The sequence below is a fragment of the Streptomyces hebeiensis genome, from assembly GCF_052983195.1.
Window position 1 is genome coordinate 6,978,197 of record NZ_CM129812.1, and the last position, 15,714, is coordinate 6,993,910.

Genomic DNA, 15,714 nt, shown 5'->3' on the forward strand with positions numbered 1-15,714 from the left:
CACCCGGAGGCCGCGCGGAGCGGAAGGCGCGCCCGGCGCGCCGGGCGCGCCCTCATCAGGAGGCCGACGCGGGGAGGGAGGCCAGAACCGTCCGGGCGCGCCGGGCCACCGGGGGGAGGAAGACGGACGCGAGGGTGGCCGCCGTGGCCGCGGTGAGGGCGATCGACCAGCCGAACGGGCCCAGCGGGGTGCTGCCGAAGAAGTGGCTGACGCCGGGCGTCTGGATGACCGCGGCGAGCGCCGCCATGGAGCCGGCCGCGGATGCCAGGACGGCGAGGCTGCGCCCCCCGACCAGCAGGGTCTGACCGAGCTGGGTGCCCACCAGCGCGGCGAGGGCGACCGTACGGGCCCGGGCGGGGCGGCCCGTGGCGCGGGCCGCGAGCCACGCGGCGGTGGCGCCGAGGGCGGTGGTCACGGCCCGTACGGTGATCTCGTCCGTCAGGGCGGTGCCGAGCGAGGACTCGGGTCCTTCCTGGAGCAGCCGTTCGGCCGCGTCCTCCCCCGGCGGGCGCAGGGCCACGGCGATGGCGGGCGCGAGGTCGGTGAAGAGGTTGACCAACAGGAGCTGACGGGCCGTCAGGGGCGAGGCGCCGGTGACGGTGGCGCCGAGGACCGTGAAGCCGATCTCGCCGAGGTTCCCGCCGAGCAGGATGGCCAGGGCCTGGCGCACGGAGGCCCACATCGCGCGCCCCTCGACCAGCGCCGCCAGGATCGTCTCCAGCCGGTCGTCGGTGACGACGAGGTCCGCGGCGGCGCGGGCGGCCGGGGTGGCGCGGGCGCCGAGGGCGATACCGACGTCCGCGAGCCGGATCGCGGGCGCGTCGTTGGCGCCGTCGCCGGTCATCGCGACCGTACGGCCCAGCCGCTGGAACGCCCTGACCACCCGCACCTTGTGGGTGGGGGTGCCCCGGGCGACCACACCGACGTGCGGCAGCAGCTCGTCGAGCGCGTCGTCGTCCAGCGCGTCCAGATCCGCGCCGGTGACGACCCGGCGGCCGTCGACCACGTTCAGTTCCCGGGCGATCGCCTCGGCGGTCTGCGGGTGGTCCCCGGTGATCATCACGATGTGCACGCCGGCCTCGGCCAGCTGCCGCACCGAACGGGCCGCGCCCACGCGGACCTTGTCGCTCAGCAGGAGGAAGCCGAGGAAGTCCAGTCCGCGCACCGTGTCGTCGGTGAGCGGGCCGCCCTTCCCGCCGCGCGCCTCGGCGACCGCCAGGACCCGGTGGCCCCGGGCGGCCAGCCGCTCGCTCTCGGCGAGGAGCGCGTCCTTGTCCGCGCGGCTCAGGGAGCAGCGCTCGACGACCCGCTCGGGGGCGCCCTTGACCGACAGCAGCCACTGCCCGTCGCCGTGGGCCCGAGTGGCGTGGAAGCCGCGACTGGGTTCGAACAGCAGGCCGGCGGTCCGCCGCCAGCCGCGTGCCCCTTCGGTACGGGCCACCCCGGCGCGCTCGGCGCCGGTCGTCACGGCGCGATCGGTGAAGTGCTCCAGTTTGCGGCCGCCGCGCGGCCGGGGGGTGGCCCGCAGCCCGGCCGCCAGCACGGCCCGGTGCCCCGGCCCGAGGCGTTCCGGCGGCCGGGCCTCCGGGTCGCCGTACGCGACCACCTCGGCGAGTTCGATCCGGCCGTGCGTGAGCGTGCCGGTCTTGTCGAAGCACAGCACGTCCGCGCGGCCCGCCGCCTCGATGGTGCGCGGGTCGCGGACCAGCACCCCCACGGCGGACAGCCTTCGGGCGGCGGCGAGTTGGGCCGCGGAAACCAGGAACGGCAGCCCCTCCGGCACGCTCGCCACGGCGAGGCCGACGCCCGCGCCGACGGTCTCCTTGACCGGCCGGCCGCGCAGCAGCCCGGCCGCCAGCACCGCGCCCGCCGAGCCCAGGGCGAGGGGCAGGGTGGTCCTCGTGATCCGCGCGAGCCGGTGCTCGACCCCCACCGGGGGCGGCGCGCCCCGGGCCGCGCCGGCGCCCCGTCCGGCCTCGGTGGCCCCGCCGGTCGCCACGACGACCGCGCGGGCCCGGCCGGCGGCCACGGTGGTGCCCTCGTAGAGCATGGACGTACGGTCCGCCACATCGGAGGCGAGCACGGGGTCCACCGTCTTGGCGACCGGCAGGGACTCCCCGGTCAGCGCCGATTCGTCCGCCTCCACACCGTGGGCGTCCAGCAGCCGGCAGTCGGCGGGGACGACATCGCCGGAGGAGACGGCGACGACGTCGCCCACGACCAGGTCCTCGGCCGGGATGACGTGCTCCTCGCCGCGGCGTACCACCCGGGCCCGCACGGCGGAGCGCTCGTGCAGCCGCCGTACCGCCCGGTCGGTGACATGGCGCTGGGTGCCGCCGATGAGCCCGGACACTCCGGTGACGGCGAGAACGATGGCCGCGTCGAGCACGCCGCCGACCGTCGCGGACAGGGCGGCGCCGCCCACCAGCACCGGCGTGAGCGGATTGGCCAGCTCGGTCGCGACGGCGCGGGGCAGCGAGGTGGGCCGCACGGGACGGTCGCCCGACCGCTCGGAGCGGTCCAGGGCCTCGCGTTCGCTCAGACCGTTCCCCGTGCTGCCCGTTCTGGCCAGGACCGTCTCCGGGGTCATCGCGTGCCAGGGCTGCCGGGACGCCACGCGGGCCGGCGGTCGGCGCAGCAGCTCGGCCGCCGACCAGGCCCCGTAGGCCAGGCCGAGCGCGGCGGACCAGTTGACGGCCGCCAGGCTGCGCACGCCCTGCGTGCCCGTCCGCCCGGCGAGCGTCATCGTGCCGCCGAGGCCCGCGGCGCCCTTGGACAACCAGACGCCACGCCGCGAGACCCGGCGGGCCACCCCGCACGCCTCGACCACGACCACGGCGTCCCCGGGGTCGGCGGTGTGCAGATGGGCCCCCCAGGCGGGCTGTCCCTCCGAGCCCGCGATGCCGATGCCGACGTCGGCCGCGTCCAGCGCCACGCGGTCCCGGGAGATCAGCAGCACCCCCGCGCCGTCCTCCTGCCGCTCGCGTACGGAGGCGGTGAGCCGCAAGCCGCCGGGGACGGTGCCGTCGGCCCCGGTCACCACGGCGGGGGCGCCCTCGCCCGTCGCCAGTACCCGCAGTCCGGCCCGCCGGGCGGCGCCCACCAGCGCCTCGGCGGCCTCGTGCGCCTCCGGCACGATGCCGACCACCGCCATCAGCCGTGCCTCACGCGCCAGGCCCAGCACCCGCGCGGCGCCCTCCCGCTCCAGTCGCGCCCGGGCCCGGGCCCCGGTGCGGCCGCGCAGGGAGAGCCGGTCGACCGGGCCGAGGCACCAGCCCTCACCGTCCTCGCGGTCCCGGCTGAGCCGTTCGGGGTGCTCCGGGTCGAAGAGGCGGTGGGCGGTGGCCGCGAGCTGCCCCGCGGCGCCGTCCGCGTCCAGCGGGACGAGCGTGGCGAGGGCGTGCGCCCCGGTGGTCAGCGCGGCGGTGTCGAGGACGACGGTGTCGATCCGGTCGAGCCTGCGCAGCGCCTCCGGGGTGGCGACGAGGGTGCCGCTGTGGGCGAGGGCGCCGCCGAGGGCGCAGGCGAACCCCTCCCGGGCCAGCCAGGGAGCCTTGGGGATGGCCGCGAGCGAGGCGGTCGCCGCGTCGGGCACCCGCCGGGTGACCGCCAGCGCCCCGGCGAAGGTCAGACCGGCGAGGACGGCGGCCGTGTCGGCGTACCGCTCGACGGGGCCCGGCCGCAGCGGTACCGGCCGGGGTGCCAGGTCCTGGAACTCGGCCCCGGCCAGGTGCGGGGCTCCGGCCAGCTCCGGCTCGGCCGTGGTCCAGGAGGCGCGGTGGGCGTTGAGTTCGGCCGTGCGCATGGCATGCCGTACGACGTCGACCGAGAGGCCCAGGAATCCGCCCGCGCTGCCCTGGGCCGCGGCGTTGACCGTGGCGAGCACCACGGCGGTGTTCCGCTCGCCCACCATCCGCGACACCATGCGCCGCAGGCGGGGCTGGGTCTCCACGATGGTGACGAACGAGGCCACTTCGAGGGGCAGGGGTGCGCTCCGGGTCAGGCGGGCGAGGACCGCCACCGGCAGGGCCATGGCCTGGCTCGCCATGGCCCAGGCGGCCCGGCCGGCCGGTTCCGGGGAGACCGGGTGGGGCGGCAACGGCCCGCGGGCGGTGTCGTGGGCCTGTTCCGCCGCCTCGACCACGTCGATCAGCGCCTGTACGGTCGCCTCCTCGTCCGCCGGGCCCTCGGTGGCGACGACCACGGCCTCCAGGACCGCGTTCACCGCCGCCCACCGCACCCCGGGCACCTCGGCAAGCTGTCGCTCCACGTGCTCGGCGAGCTTGACGCCCGACGCTCCCCGCAGGCCCCGTACCGCCAGATGCACCCGTTGGCGGTGGAGCATCCGTACCCGTGGGTGGGGACGCGGCGAGAGAGGAGTGATCAAGGCTTCCAGCAGGGTGCCGACGGGCCGTCCGACTGCCCTGAACGCGCCGAGTCCCGGGATTCTCAAGGGCTGACCCTCCACCTTCGGCTGATCGGCCCGGGTGCCGGTGGAGCGGCGTCCGGCGCGGACCGCGCCTCGCCGACGGCCGTCGGCGGCCCGGGGCGCACGGCACGGATATGGTGGAAAAGTAGTATAAAAAGGACAAATCCTCAAGGAGGTGGCCGATATGGCAGACGACACCGCGACCACACGCGGGGGCAAACGGGGGAGTGCGGGCAAGAAGCACCCGGACGGGAACCGGTCCGACGGTGATGGTCTGCGGATGCACACGCTCCACGCGGAGCTGCCCATCCCGTACCTCACCCCCGGCGACGTCACCGCCAACGCGCGCGCCGCCGGATCGAAGCTGGTGCCCCCCATGCCGTCCAAGGCGTCGATGCCGTCGATGCCACCGCCCAAGCGGCTCGCCTTCTACGGCGGGCTCGGTGCCCTCGCGGTCTTCGGGGCCGTCGACTGGCCGGTGGCGTTGGCCATCGGGGCGGCGACCGTGGTCGCCCGCGGCGGCCGGCGCCAGGAGGGGAACGGGGACGGGCGTGCCGCGAAGCGCTCGGAGGAGGGCGGAGCCGCGTCGACGGCGACGTCCCGGCGGCGCGGTGGCGGGGCGCGGTCCGGTACCGAGGCCGGCGCGGGTGCGGGGGGCGGCACGAAGGCCGCCGCGAAGACCACGGCGAAGACCACCGCGAGGAGCGGCTCCAGGGGTGGGACGGGGAGTGCGACGACGTCCGGCACGCGGAGCGGCGCGAGGAAGCGGACCGCGAAGGCGTGACAGGGAGGGCGATACCGGCCTCCCGCTCCACCCGGCGGCATCCCGGCGGCCCGGCGGCACCGTCCGCCGGGCCGCCCCGGGACGGGCTCCGGCGGGGCCGCCGTGGTCGGTGGACGGGTCGGCGGACGGGCCGGCCGCGGCCGATGGGCCGGCCGTCAGGCGTAGGCCGGCGCGGCGGCGCGCCGTGAGTGCGCGTAGTCCGTCCACAGCCGCGTCAGCGCGCGGGTGACGACCGCCTCGATCGCCGCGAGTGCCAGCTTGGTGAGGATCGAGCCGAGAATGGCGGGCATGGGGCGCCCTTTCTGTCCGTGGTGTCCTTTCCTCCCTTTGTGGGCGGAACAGGCTTCGAGGTGGCGGACGACGACCGAACACCAGGTGAACACGTCATGACGAACGAGTCCGGGAAGGGAGGCGGTGGGCCCACGGGCGCACGGCCCGCCAGGACGCGCACGACGCGGGACGAGGGCCGGTCGACGGACCTGGAGGAGGTCGCCGATGAGCTGTACGGGCTGCTGCCGGGCGAGTTCGTCGCGGCCCGCGACGCCCGCGCGGCCGAGGCACGGAAGGCCGGGGGTCGTGACCTCGCGGACCGGATCCGGGCGCTGCGCCGGCCGACTTTGTCGGCCTGGGCGAGCAACCTCCTCGTACGCGAACGGGCGGACCAGGTCGAGCCGCTGGTCGACCTCGGCCGGGCATTGCGCCACGCCCACCAGGAGCTGGACGGGGAGCGGTTGCGCGAGCTGTCCCGCGGGCGGCACGCCCTGGTGACGGCGCTGGCGAGCCAGGCACGTCAGCTGGCGGCCGACGCGGGGCAGCCGGTGGGCGAGCAGGCGCGACGGGAGGTCGAGACCACGTTGCACGCGGTCCTCGCCGACCAGGACGCGGCCGAGCGCTGGGCGGCGGGGCGGCTGGCCAGGCCGCTCAGCCCGCCGGTCGGCTTCACCGCGGCCCGCGCCGCCGCCCCGGCCCCCACGTCCGGGCCGGTCCCCGCCGGTCGGAAGAGCCGGAACGGTCGGAACGGCCGAACCGACCGGAAGAGCGAGGCGGCCATGGTCGGCGACCTGGACGAGGCGCGCCGGCGACGGGCCGGGCGGCGGCGCGAGGAGCAGCGCCGGGCGGAGCTCGCCCGCGCCCGTGAGGCGGCCCGGGCCGCCGAGCGGGAGGTCACCTCGCTGACCGGCCGACTCCGGCGGGCCGAGGCGGAGCGGGACCGGGCCCAGGTCGCGTTGGAGGAGACCGACCGTCGGGCCGCGGACCTGAGACAGCGGCTCGAGGAGACCGAGGAACAGCACCGCACCGCGCGGCGGGAGGTGGGCGACGCCCGCTCCCGTGCGCGGGAGGCCGAGCGCGTGGTACGGGACGCGCGCCGCACGGCCCGGGACGCGGCGACCGTCGTCGAACGCCTCACGGCCGACGGCCCCTGAGGTCGTCGCACGCCGCGGCCCGCGTGCCGTCGCCGTACGCACGCGGGACCAGGCGCTTGGGGGCGGCCGGTGGGCCGGGCTCGGCCCGGCGTCGGGGTCGGTGACGGCCTGTCGGCCGCCCGCCCCGGGGCCGGCGGCCGGTGGGCCGGGCTCGGCCCGGCGTCGGGGTCGGTGACGGCCTGTCGGCCGCCCGCCCCGGGGCCGGCGGCCGGTGGGCCGGGCTCGGCCCGGCGTCGGGGTCGGTGACGGCCCGTCGGCCGCCCGCCCCGGGGCCGCGAGGCCCGGCGACTCGCCCCGGACACCGCGGCCGGTCGCCGCCGGTGCCCGCGCGGTCGCCGCGCCCCTCGGATTCGCGGTCGGCCCGGGGCGGGACCGTGACGGCGGACCCGCGCCTACGGCAGTGGCCCCCGGCTCGCCGGCTCCAGCACGGGCCGCAGCCCGGCCGGGCGCTCCTCCACCGGCAGATGCTCCACGAAGTGCACGGAACAGCCCAACTCGACCGCTCCGCCGTCCGCCCGCCGGTCGTCCCCCACCATCAGGCAGTCGTGCGGATCCTGGCCGAGCAGCTCGCAGGCCGCGGCGAACAGGCGCGTGTCGGGTTTCTGGACGCCGTGTTCGTAGGAGAGCACGTACGTGTCCACCCAGGTGTCCAGGCCATGGGCCCGGAAGACCGGCCGCAGGTCCCAGCCGATGTTGCTCACGACCGCGACACCGATGCCCTCGCGCCGCAGTGTGCTCAGTACCTCGGCGGCGTCGGCGTACGGACGCCAGGCGTCCGGAGTCATATGGCGTTCGTACAGCGCGTCGTACAGGGCGGGGGAGGGCAGCGGCACCGTCCTGGCCAGCCCGGTGTACGCGGCCCGGTGCCGTTCCGCGCTCTCGTCGCGGGTGGCCCATACCTCGGCCAGGTCCGGCGGCACCTGCTGAGGGGCGGTGCCGCCGGGCAGCGCGCCCGCCACGGCCAGCCGCATCGCGTACCGCCGTACCTCCTCGGGCGGCAGGACGATGCCCGCCTCGTCGAGCACGGCCCGCAGCCAGGATCCGGCGGATTCGATGCGGAAGAGGGTTCCGGAGAAATCGAAGAGCACACCCTTGTAGGTCATGCGTCCGATCCTCGCGAAGTCATCGCGCCCGGGACAAGGCCAGTCGTTCGTACCCGGCCACGGACAGCGCGACCAGCAGGCCGCCGACCAGCCAGCCGCCCAGGACGTCGGAGCCCCAGTGAACGCCCAGCCACATCCGGGTGAACCCCACTCCGACCACCGAGACGACCGCGAGGGCCAGGATCGTGGCCCATGCCCAGCCGGACACACCGTGTCGGCGTACCAGCCACAGCACCAGCCCACAGGTCACGGTCGCCGTCAGCGCGTGTCCCGAGGGGAAGGCCGCGAAATGGGCGGAGTCGACCGGGTCGGGCCAGTGCGGCCGCGAGCGCCCCACGGCGGACTTCATCGCCTGCGAGACGCCCGCACCCACCCCGCTCGTCACCGCGACCCACAGGGCGAGGAGTCGTTCCCGCCGCAGCCACACCACGACCACCGCGACCGCGGTCAGCGCGCGCATGGTCCAGGGGTCCCAGACCCAGTCGGTGAGCACCCGGTTGGCGTGGGTGAGGCCCGGGTCGGCGACCGCCTGCCGGTGCAGCCCGACGGCGATCGTCCGGTCGAAGGAGTACAACGGACCCCACTTGGCCGCCACCAGCGCCACCAGCACGGCGGACGCGGCGCCGAGCACGATGGCCGCGCGGGCGGCAGTGACCCGCCGAGGACGGACCGGAGGCGGAGGGGCGGGCGCGGGAGCAGGTGCGGAGTGCATGGAGCCGATCTTCGCCGACGGCGTACGTGCCGGGCCAGGGCGTGTCGCGAAAAGAGCGCCGTCCGTCCCGGAGCGCGGGGCCGACGGCGTCCGGTGCGTCGCGCCGAGGTGGTCGCCGGGGGACCGGAGGCGAGTCACCGGCGGAGATTCGCCGCCGGGTCTCGAAGGCCCCCAACAGCGTCCGGAGACAGGGAGGTTGGCAGGCAGGGCTTGGTCATCCGCGCGCGGGCGGGAACGGCCGTGTCGCCGCCGAGAGCGACATCGGACGCTGCGCGGCGGGCGCTCCTTGACGGGCGAACCTTGCCGGTCGCGGCACTGGACCAGGTGCGTCGCGCACGACGAATCGTGTCAGCCGAGTGCGCGCAGCGCCGGGAAGAAAGCCACCAGCAGCGGGATCGCGGGCACCGCGGCCGCGGCGGCCGTCAGGCGCAGCCGGCGCCCCGCGGTGAGCCGGGGCACGGGCGACAGCAGCCGATTCACGCGCTGCGACAGCTGTGCCTGCGGGGTGGTGGCGGGCCCGAACACGCCACGGTCCTCGTTCAGTTCGACCAGGGCGAGGGCGATCGTCAGTCGCCCGAAGCGGCGGGAGGCCACGTCGTCCGCGGCCAGCTCCACCAGCCGGTGCATCTCGTCGCGGAACGCCGCGAACACCGGCACCTGCGGAAAGCCGTTCGCCAGAGCGCCCGAACAGTGCAGCAGCCAGTCGTGCCGAGCGCGCGCGTGACCCTGCTCGTGCGCCAGTACGGCATCGAGCTGACGGCCCTTCAGGCGACGCAACGCGGCCGTGGTGATGACCAGTTGCGGCGCGGCACCGGCCAGCCACCAGGCGTCGGGACGCTCGCCCTCCAGGACGACCAGCGGCTCGTCGCCCGGCTCCTCGCCGGGCAGGACCGGGGCGCGGACGAGAAGTTCGGCCCGGCGCTGCCGCCGCCTGCGGCGCGCCCGGTGGATCTCGCGGGTGAGCATCGCCGCCGTCCACACACCGCCGCTCGCCAGCAGGACGGCGAGCACGGCCGACCACGGCCCGTGCGCGGTGAGCGCGTACGCCTCCACCACCCCGCGTGGTGCCGGCGCGAAGACATGGCCCCTGACGGCCTGCCAGGCCGCCGCAGCGCTGAACACCATGGAGAGCGCGAAACTCAGCAGCACGGCCGCCACCACGCACTGCCACACCCACAGCGCCACCACGGGCTCTCGGTCCGGCCACTCGGCACGCGACAGAAGCCGCGGGGCGACGACGGCGGCCAGTGCGCCGAGCGACAGCAGCGCCAGGGAGACCATCATGGACGACAGACTATGAGGGTCCTGATCCTCAGGGGTATGCCCTGAACCGTCAAGTGACCTACGACACGTTTCATCCTGGACAAACGGCGGTCGTCGTGTCGGGTGGCGGAGTGTCAGAGGATGAGGAGCATCGCCAGCATGGCGAGCCCCATGGACAGCCGGCAGGCCAGGGCCAGTTCGGCCCGCGCGCCCCACGGGACCACAGCCGTCCCACCGCCGGTCGCTCCGCCCCGGGCCGTCACGTCACCGGTCACCCCGCGGCCGGCGACCGCGCCCCGCGTGATGCCGCCGGTCATGTCACCACGGGGCGTTCCGCCCACCGGGCCCACGTCCTCGGGCCCGGCCGGTACCGCCACCGGAAGCAGGCGTGTGCCCGCCCGCAGGACGTAGACCGTGTAGTACGTCAGCAGCACACCGGTGACGAGCGGCGCCCCCGACGGCATGTGTCCCGCCGCCGCGCCGTGCGCCTCGGTGGGCGCGGCGGCCATCGCACCGGCCATGTAGACCATGGCGAGCGTGCCTATCAGGTGGTGCAGGCGGTGCCCCGAAGCGCGCGGGCCGTGACCGAGCGCGTGCAGTGCCGCTCCGCCGAACACCACCGCGTACACCAGCCAGACTTCCCGCGGTGGCGTCAGCGCGGCGGCCGGTACCGCCATGACCGCCATACCGAATCCCATCACCGCCTCACCGCCGGCCGTGTCACCCCGTCCGCTCGGACCGGCGCGCCATCGGAGCAGGCAGTACCCTCCGGACGCCGCGCACAGCGCGACGAGCAGCCAGCCGGCCGCTGTCGGTCCGTGCATCGCGCGCCTCCCCGTCCCCGTTCGGATGGTGTCGTGATTTTTCCTGCCCCTCGTGCCCGGTGCGCATACGAGCGCAGAGGGTCACAAGGGGAGCGCGGCGGGCGGACGAAGGGCGCCCATCCGGGCGTGCGCGCCGTGCGGTTAGGCTTCCTCGATCACCCGCGACCGACACGACGGACGCGGGGCACACGATGCCGCGCGCCACGACCGTGCGCCGCAACGGCCGGGAGACCGCACCGTCGGCGCCGTCGCCTTGTGCGCGAGGAAACACACCGCGCCACCCGACTACGGAGACCGAGCCCATGGACACCGCGCCGCGCACCGCCGACGACCTCATCTACCGGAACGCCACGGCGGCCGACGCGGAAGCGGTCGTCGCGCTCGTGCAGTCGGCCTACCGGGGCGAGTCCAGCCGGGCGGGCTGGACCACGGAGGCGGACATCCTCGACGGGCAGCGGACCGATCCGCAGGGCGTTCTCGAGGCGATCGAGTCCCCCGGCAGCCGGCTGCTGGCGGTCGAGCGGGACGGCGCGCTCGTCGCCTGCTGCCGGCTCGAACGCCAGGGGGACACCGCCTACTTCGGCATGTTCGCCGTACGGCCCGGCGCGCAGGGCGCGGGGCTCGGCCGGAAGGTGCTCGCCGAGGCGGAACGAACCGCCCGGGAGAGCTGGGGAGCGCGGGAGATGCGGATGACCGTGATCACGGTGCGCGAGGAGCTGATCGCCTGGTACGAGCGGCGCGGCTACCGCCGTACGGGAGAGGTGTCCCCGTTCCCGTACGGCGACGAGCGCTTCGGCGTCCCGCGCCGCCCGGGCCTGGCCTTCGAGCTGCTGGTCAAGCCCCTCGCGGCCTGATTCGCACCGCCGCCGGACCCGGTCCGCCCGTCCTGACCCGCCCGGCCGGCGCGGGGGCGCCGGGACCGGCGGCGGACCGCTCCCGTTCCAAGCCCGGTCCGCCGTCGGCGGCGGCTTCAGGCCGACTGCCTGGTCGCGTGCCGGATCTCGGGGAAGTCCGTGGTCACCGCGTCCAATTCGAAGGCCCGCGCCAGTCGCAGGTGATCCGAGGTGTTCACGACCCAGCCGATGATCTCGAGCCCCTCCGCGCGGGCGCGCTCGACGGTCTCCAGGGTCAGCCTGCGGATGTTCAGCGCCAGCCGCTCGGCCCCCACCGCCGTGGCGCGGTCCACCACGTCGGCGCCCCAGCGGCTGGCGATCAGTACGGTCCGTACCCCCGGCACCAGGGACTTGATCTCGGCGACCGCCTCGTCGTGGAACGACGAAACCTCCACCCGTTCCACCAGCTTCCGTCGGCGCATCACCTCGGCCAGCGCGCGGGCGGCGGCCACGTCCTTGATCTCCGCCTGGACCGGAGATCCCACGGCGTCCAGGACCTCCTCGAAGACCGGTACGCGCTCGCCCTGCCCCGCGTCCAGCTCGCGCAGCTCGGCGAGCGTCCGGTCGGCGATCGCGCCCGTGCCGTCGGTCGTACGGTCCACGTCCGTGTCGTGCATGACGACGAGAGCGCCGTCCTTGCTCAGGTGCAGGTCCAACTCGATGGCGTCCATGCCGACGCGCTCGGCGTGCGCGAAGGAGCGCAGGGTGTTCTCCGGTTCGACACCCATCACTCCGCGATGGCCGATGGTGAGGAAACTCAAGGCGGATCTCACTTCCGTCGACGCTGAATCCCGCCCGGGAGCCTAGTCCCTCACCGCGACGCCCGGCCCGCCCCGCGCCGGAGCCTTCGACAGGTGAGGGATACACGTGTCTCCCGGTCGTACGACAGGAAAATCAACGGTGATCGAGGGGTTCAACAGGAGGATTTCCCCAAGGTGCGCTTGTATAGAAGAACGAACGGCCTATACGGTGCCTTGACGCCAGATTCTCCCGTGGAGGAAGTGACATGACGGACATCCTTGTGCGGCCCGGGGCCGAACCCGGAATGCACGACGCCCCACGGGTGGTCGACCACCCGGCCTGGCCGGAGCTCAAGGACGCGGTCGAGGAGATCCGTCCCTGGCAGTCCGAGGACGGCTCGATCGACCTCGCCGCGGACGGCGCGCCCGGGCGCGCCACCGTCGAGGCGGCGCTCGACCGGGTCGTGGCCGCGCTCCAGCGGCTCTCCCCGCTGCTCCCGCACGATGCGGCGTACCACTCCGCGCTGGTGACGGACCTGCGGCGATGGGCGGAGGGCGGCTTCGGCGTGCCGGACTTCCTGGACTCGCTGCTCGCGTTCCAGCCCGCGGCGCACCGGGCGGACGGCCGCCAGCACCTCGCCGTCTTCCCCATGTACACGCAGAACGGCAACCCGGACCGCAACCTCGAGGCGGTCGTGGTGCGCATGGTCTGGCCGGAGTGGCTGGCCGAGCTGGAGCGCACCCGGTACGACAACCCGCTCTTCTGCGGCATCACCTTCGAGGGTTTCACCGCCGGCTACGACACCAACTCCGCGGTGTTCTTCCCGGAGACGATCGCCGTGCGCGAAGCTCCCGAGAGGTTCAGCTGGGGTGCGATCTTCTGTGACCGGGAGGCCGCCCGCTTCCGCCGGGTCATCGGGGCCGCCGTCGACACGCTCGGACTCGAGCTCCCCGACGACATCCGCGAGATGATCGCCGACCAGGACCGCTGCCAGCAGGCGTTCGTGCTCTGGGACATGGTCCACGACCGCACCCACAGCCACGGCGACCTGCCGTTCGACCCGTTCATGATCAAGCAGCGGCAGCCGTTCTGGATGTACGGACTGGAGGAGCTGCGCTGCGACCTCACGGCGTTCCGTGAGGCCGTGCGGCTGGAGTCGGAGGGCGTCGCGCAGGGCCGGGACGTCCAGTACGCCGTGCTCTTCGACCGCATGTTCCGCTTCCCGGTCACCGGGGAACGGGTGCGCAACTACGACGGCCTCGGCGGCCAGCTCCTGTTCGCCTACCTCCACCGGCACGACGTGGTGCGCTGGACCGACAACACCCTGCGCATCGACTGGGAACGGGCGCCACTGGTCACCCAGCGGCTCTGCGCGGAGATCGAGGACCTCTACCGGGCCGGGATCGACCGTCCCAAGCTCGTCCACTGGTTCGCCGCGTACGACCTGGTCTCCACGTACCTCGCCCCGCACCCCGGCTCCCGCTGGGCCAAGGGTCCCGACGCCCTGGACCTGTCGCTGCCGCCCCGTAAGCTCGTCGACGACGTGCTGCCGGACGAGTTTCCGCTCAGCATGTTCTACGAGGCGCTCGCCAAGAAGCTCAGGAAGGTGGTCGCCTCGACCAAGGGCATCACCGCGACAACCATCGATCGAGCGGCCGCGTGAGCGCCCGCGGACGGGAGACGACGGACATGAGCGACAGCGACGGAAAGGGGAGCGGGTTGGACGGCGCGGTCGTCGCGGTGGCCGGCGCCGGGGGCCCGGCGGGGCGGGCGACCCTGCTCCGGCTGGCCGAGGCGGGCGCCACCGTCGTCGCCGCGGACGCGGACGCCGCCCGGCTGGCCGAAGCTGTCGACGCCACCCGGTCCGCGCACGACGGCGCGGTCGTCATCGGGGACACCGTCGACCTCCTCGACCCCGCCGCGGCGCGGGCCTGGGCGGACAAGGCCGAGAAGGAGCACGGCCGGATCGACGGGCTGGTCCATCTCGTGGGCGGCTGGCGGGGCAGCGCCTCGTTCACCGACACCGACCCCGCGGACTGGTTCCTGCTGGAGAAGCTGCTGGTCAGGACCGTGCAGAACACCTCCCTGGCCTTCCACGACGCCCTGCTGCGCAGCGACCGGGGCCGCTTCGTGCTGGTCAGCGCCGCGGGCGCGACCAGGCCGACGGCGGGCAACGCCGCCTACGCCGCCGCCAAGGCCGCGGCCGAGGCGTGGACGCAGGCGCTCGCCGACGACTTCCGCAGGGAGGGGGGCGAGGAGGGGCCCCGCGCGGCCGCTGCCATCCTGGTGGTCAAGGCACTGGTGCACGACGCGATGCGCGCCGAGCGCCCGAACGCGAAGTTCGCGGGCTTCACGGACGTCAAGGACCTGGCCGAGGCCATCGTCGAAGTCTGGGACCTGTCCGCCCGGCGAGTGAACGGAAACCGACTGTGGCTGACCCCCGAGCCGTGAGGCCCCGCACGACCGACGCGCGCCGCCACCACGACCCCGAGGTACGGGGCTTCGCCAGCGACAACTACGCGGGAGCCCACCCCGAGGTGCTCGCCGCCCTCGCCCTGGCCAACGGCGGCCATCAGGTCGCCTACGGCGAGGACGAGTACACCGACCACCTCCGGCGGATCATGCACAGCCACTTCGGGGCGGGTGCCGAGACGTTCCCCGTCTTCAACGGCACCGGCGCCAACGTGGTCGCGCTCCAGGCGCTCACCGACCGCCGGGGCGCGGTCGTCTGCGCCGAGACCGCGCACATCAACGTGGACGAGGGCGGCGCCCCTGAGCGGGTGGCGGGCCTGAAGCTGCTGACCGTACCGACACCGGACGGCAAGCTCACGCCCGAGCTGATCGACCGGCAGGCGTACGGCTGGGACGACGAGCACCGGGCCATGCCGCAGGTCGTATCGATCACCCAGAGCACCGAACTGGGCACCGTCTACACGCCCGACGAGGTCCGGGCCATCTGCGAGCACGCCCATGAACGCGGGATGAAGGTCCACCTGGACGGTGCGCGGATAGCGAACGCCGCCGCGTCGCTGGACGTCCCGATGCGCGCCTTCACCAACGCCGTCGGTGTCGACGTCCTCTCCTACGGCGGCACGAAGAACGGGATGCTCTTCGGCGAGGCCGTCGTCGTGCTGAACCCCGACGCGGCGCGGGCGATGAAGCATCTGCGCAAGCTGTCCATGCAACTGCCGTCCAAGATGCGGTTCGTCTCCGTGCAGTTGGAGGCGCTGCTGGCGAAGGACCTGTGGCTGCGCAACGCCCGGCACAGCAACGCCATGGCCCAGCGCCTGGCGGCGGGCGTGCGCGCGGTCGACGGCGTGGAGATCCTTCACCCCGTCCAGGCCAACGCGGTCTTCGCGCGACTGCCGCACGACGCGGCCGGGCGTCTCCAGGAGCGGTTCCGCTTCTACTTCTGGGACGAGAAGGCGGGGGACGTGCGCTGGATGTGTGCCTTCGACACGACGGAGGAGGACATCGACGCCTTCGTGCAGGCGCTCAAGGAGGAGATGGCCGCCTGACGCCAGGGGGTCGCACGAGCATG

The 15,714-nt window shown here is 74.8% G+C and carries 13 protein-coding genes; 6 read left to right on the top strand and 7 right to left on the bottom strand.

All coding sequences use genetic code 11. The annotated features are described in order from the left end of the window. Positions 1-55: 55 nt before the first annotated feature. On the bottom strand, positions 56-4,453 hold the full coding sequence (locus ACU6P3_RS29970; RefSeq protein WP_447194957.1) for an HAD-IC family P-type ATPase: 4,398 nt from the start codon (positions 4,451-4,453) through the stop codon (positions 56-58). 160 nt (positions 4,454-4,613) lie between these two features. Between ACU6P3_RS29970 and ACU6P3_RS29975 the strand changes: the two genes are divergently transcribed. Beyond that, positions 4,614-5,213, top strand: coding sequence for a hypothetical protein (locus ACU6P3_RS29975; protein WP_447194958.1), 600 nt, complete (start codon positions 4,614-4,616; stop codon positions 5,211-5,213). Between the two features lie 155 nt (positions 5,214-5,368). Here the strand turns inward: ACU6P3_RS29975 and ACU6P3_RS29980 are convergent, their stop codons facing one another. Then, positions 5,369-5,503 carry a hypothetical protein gene (locus tag ACU6P3_RS29980; protein WP_344281300.1) on the bottom strand — a complete coding sequence of 45 codons (135 nt, stop codon included), beginning with the start codon at positions 5,501-5,503 and terminating at the stop codon, positions 5,369-5,371. Positions 5,504-5,599: 96 nt separating this feature from the next. On the opposite strand from ACU6P3_RS29980, the gene ACU6P3_RS29985 reads away from it, so the two are divergent. Next, positions 5,600-6,637: a coiled-coil domain-containing protein gene (locus tag ACU6P3_RS29985; RefSeq protein ID WP_447194959.1), complete on the top strand. Its 1,038-nt coding sequence runs from the start codon at positions 5,600-5,602 to the stop codon at positions 6,635-6,637. A gap of 392 nt (positions 6,638-7,029) precedes the next feature. Here ACU6P3_RS29985 and ACU6P3_RS29990 read toward each other — a convergent pair whose 3' ends face one another. The 4 genes from ACU6P3_RS29990 to ACU6P3_RS30005 form a co-directional block, all read right to left on the bottom strand. After that, positions 7,030-7,740 (bottom strand): HAD family hydrolase, encoded by a 711-nt coding sequence (locus ACU6P3_RS29990; protein WP_447194960.1) that lies wholly within the window; start codon positions 7,738-7,740, stop codon positions 7,030-7,032. Positions 7,741-7,759: 19 nt separating this feature from the next. After that, positions 7,760-8,452, bottom strand: a complete 693-nt coding sequence (locus ACU6P3_RS29995) for a phosphatase PAP2 family protein (protein WP_447194961.1) — start codon at positions 8,450-8,452, stop codon at positions 7,760-7,762. A gap of 348 nt (positions 8,453-8,800) precedes the next feature. Continuing rightward, positions 8,801-9,736: a M56 family metallopeptidase gene (locus ACU6P3_RS30000; protein WP_344280650.1), complete on the bottom strand. Its 936-nt coding sequence runs from the start codon at positions 9,734-9,736 to the stop codon at positions 8,801-8,803. A gap of 113 nt (positions 9,737-9,849) precedes the next feature. Next, on the bottom strand, positions 9,850-10,539 hold the full coding sequence (locus tag ACU6P3_RS30005) for a DUF5134 domain-containing protein (protein ID WP_447194962.1): 690 nt from the start codon (positions 10,537-10,539) through the stop codon (positions 9,850-9,852). A gap of 302 nt (positions 10,540-10,841) precedes the next feature. On the opposite strand from ACU6P3_RS30005, the gene ACU6P3_RS30010 reads away from it, so the two are divergent. After that, positions 10,842-11,393, top strand: a complete 552-nt coding sequence (locus ACU6P3_RS30010; protein ID WP_447194963.1) for a GNAT family N-acetyltransferase — start codon at positions 10,842-10,844, stop codon at positions 11,391-11,393. A gap of 116 nt (positions 11,394-11,509) precedes the next feature. On the opposite strand, the gene ACU6P3_RS30015 is transcribed toward ACU6P3_RS30010, so the two are convergent. Next, positions 11,510-12,193, bottom strand: coding sequence for a glycerophosphodiester phosphodiesterase (locus ACU6P3_RS30015; RefSeq protein WP_447194964.1), 684 nt, complete (start codon positions 12,191-12,193; stop codon positions 11,510-11,512). Between the two features lie 245 nt (positions 12,194-12,438). Between ACU6P3_RS30015 and ACU6P3_RS30020 the strand changes: the two genes are divergently transcribed. From ACU6P3_RS30020 to ACU6P3_RS30030, 3 genes are read left to right on the top strand one after another with little or no spacing between them, the layout of a single operon-like run. Continuing rightward, positions 12,439-13,836: a DUF6421 family protein gene (locus tag ACU6P3_RS30020; protein ID WP_447194965.1), complete on the top strand. Its 1,398-nt coding sequence runs from the start codon at positions 12,439-12,441 to the stop codon at positions 13,834-13,836. 26 nt (positions 13,837-13,862) lie between these two features. Beyond that, the gene (locus ACU6P3_RS30025; RefSeq protein ID WP_447194966.1) at positions 13,863-14,624 is read left to right on the top strand and encodes an SDR family NAD(P)-dependent oxidoreductase; all 762 of its coding nucleotides are present in this window, start codon (positions 13,863-13,865) and stop codon (positions 14,622-14,624) included. Beyond that, a complete protein-coding gene (locus ACU6P3_RS30030; protein ID WP_447194967.1) occupies positions 14,603-15,691 on the top strand; it encodes a threonine aldolase family protein in 1,089 nt (362 codons plus the stop codon). Before ACU6P3_RS30025 ends, ACU6P3_RS30030 begins: the two co-directional genes overlap by 22 nt. Positions 15,692-15,714 lie beyond the last annotated feature (23 nt).

Excerpts from the sequence above, each read along its gene's own strand:
- ACU6P3_RS29975 (WP_447194958.1), top strand. The coding sequence starts at position 4,614 with ATGGCAGACGACACCGCGACCACACGCGGGGGCAAACGGGGGAGTGCG.
- ACU6P3_RS29980 (WP_344281300.1), bottom strand. The coding sequence starts at position 5,503 with ATGCCCGCCATTCTCGGCTCGATCCTCACCAAGCTGGCACTCGCGGCG.
- ACU6P3_RS29985 (WP_447194959.1), top strand. The coding sequence starts at position 5,600 with ATGACGAACGAGTCCGGGAAGGGAGGCGGTGGGCCCACGGGCGCACGG.
- ACU6P3_RS29990 (WP_447194960.1), bottom strand. The coding sequence starts at position 7,740 with ATGACCTACAAGGGTGTGCTCTTCGATTTCTCCGGAACCCTCTTCCGC.
- ACU6P3_RS29995 (WP_447194961.1), bottom strand. The coding sequence starts at position 8,452 with ATGCACTCCGCACCTGCTCCCGCGCCCGCCCCTCCGCCTCCGGTCCGT.
- ACU6P3_RS30000 (WP_344280650.1), bottom strand. The coding sequence starts at position 9,736 with ATGATGGTCTCCCTGGCGCTGCTGTCGCTCGGCGCACTGGCCGCCGTC.
- ACU6P3_RS30005 (WP_447194962.1), bottom strand. The coding sequence starts at position 10,539 with ATGCACGGACCGACAGCGGCCGGCTGGCTGCTCGTCGCGCTGTGCGCG.
- ACU6P3_RS30010 (WP_447194963.1), top strand. The coding sequence starts at position 10,842 with ATGGACACCGCGCCGCGCACCGCCGACGACCTCATCTACCGGAACGCC.
- ACU6P3_RS30020 (WP_447194965.1), top strand. The coding sequence starts at position 12,439 with ATGACGGACATCCTTGTGCGGCCCGGGGCCGAACCCGGAATGCACGAC.
- ACU6P3_RS30025 (WP_447194966.1), top strand. The coding sequence starts at position 13,863 with ATGAGCGACAGCGACGGAAAGGGGAGCGGGTTGGACGGCGCGGTCGTC.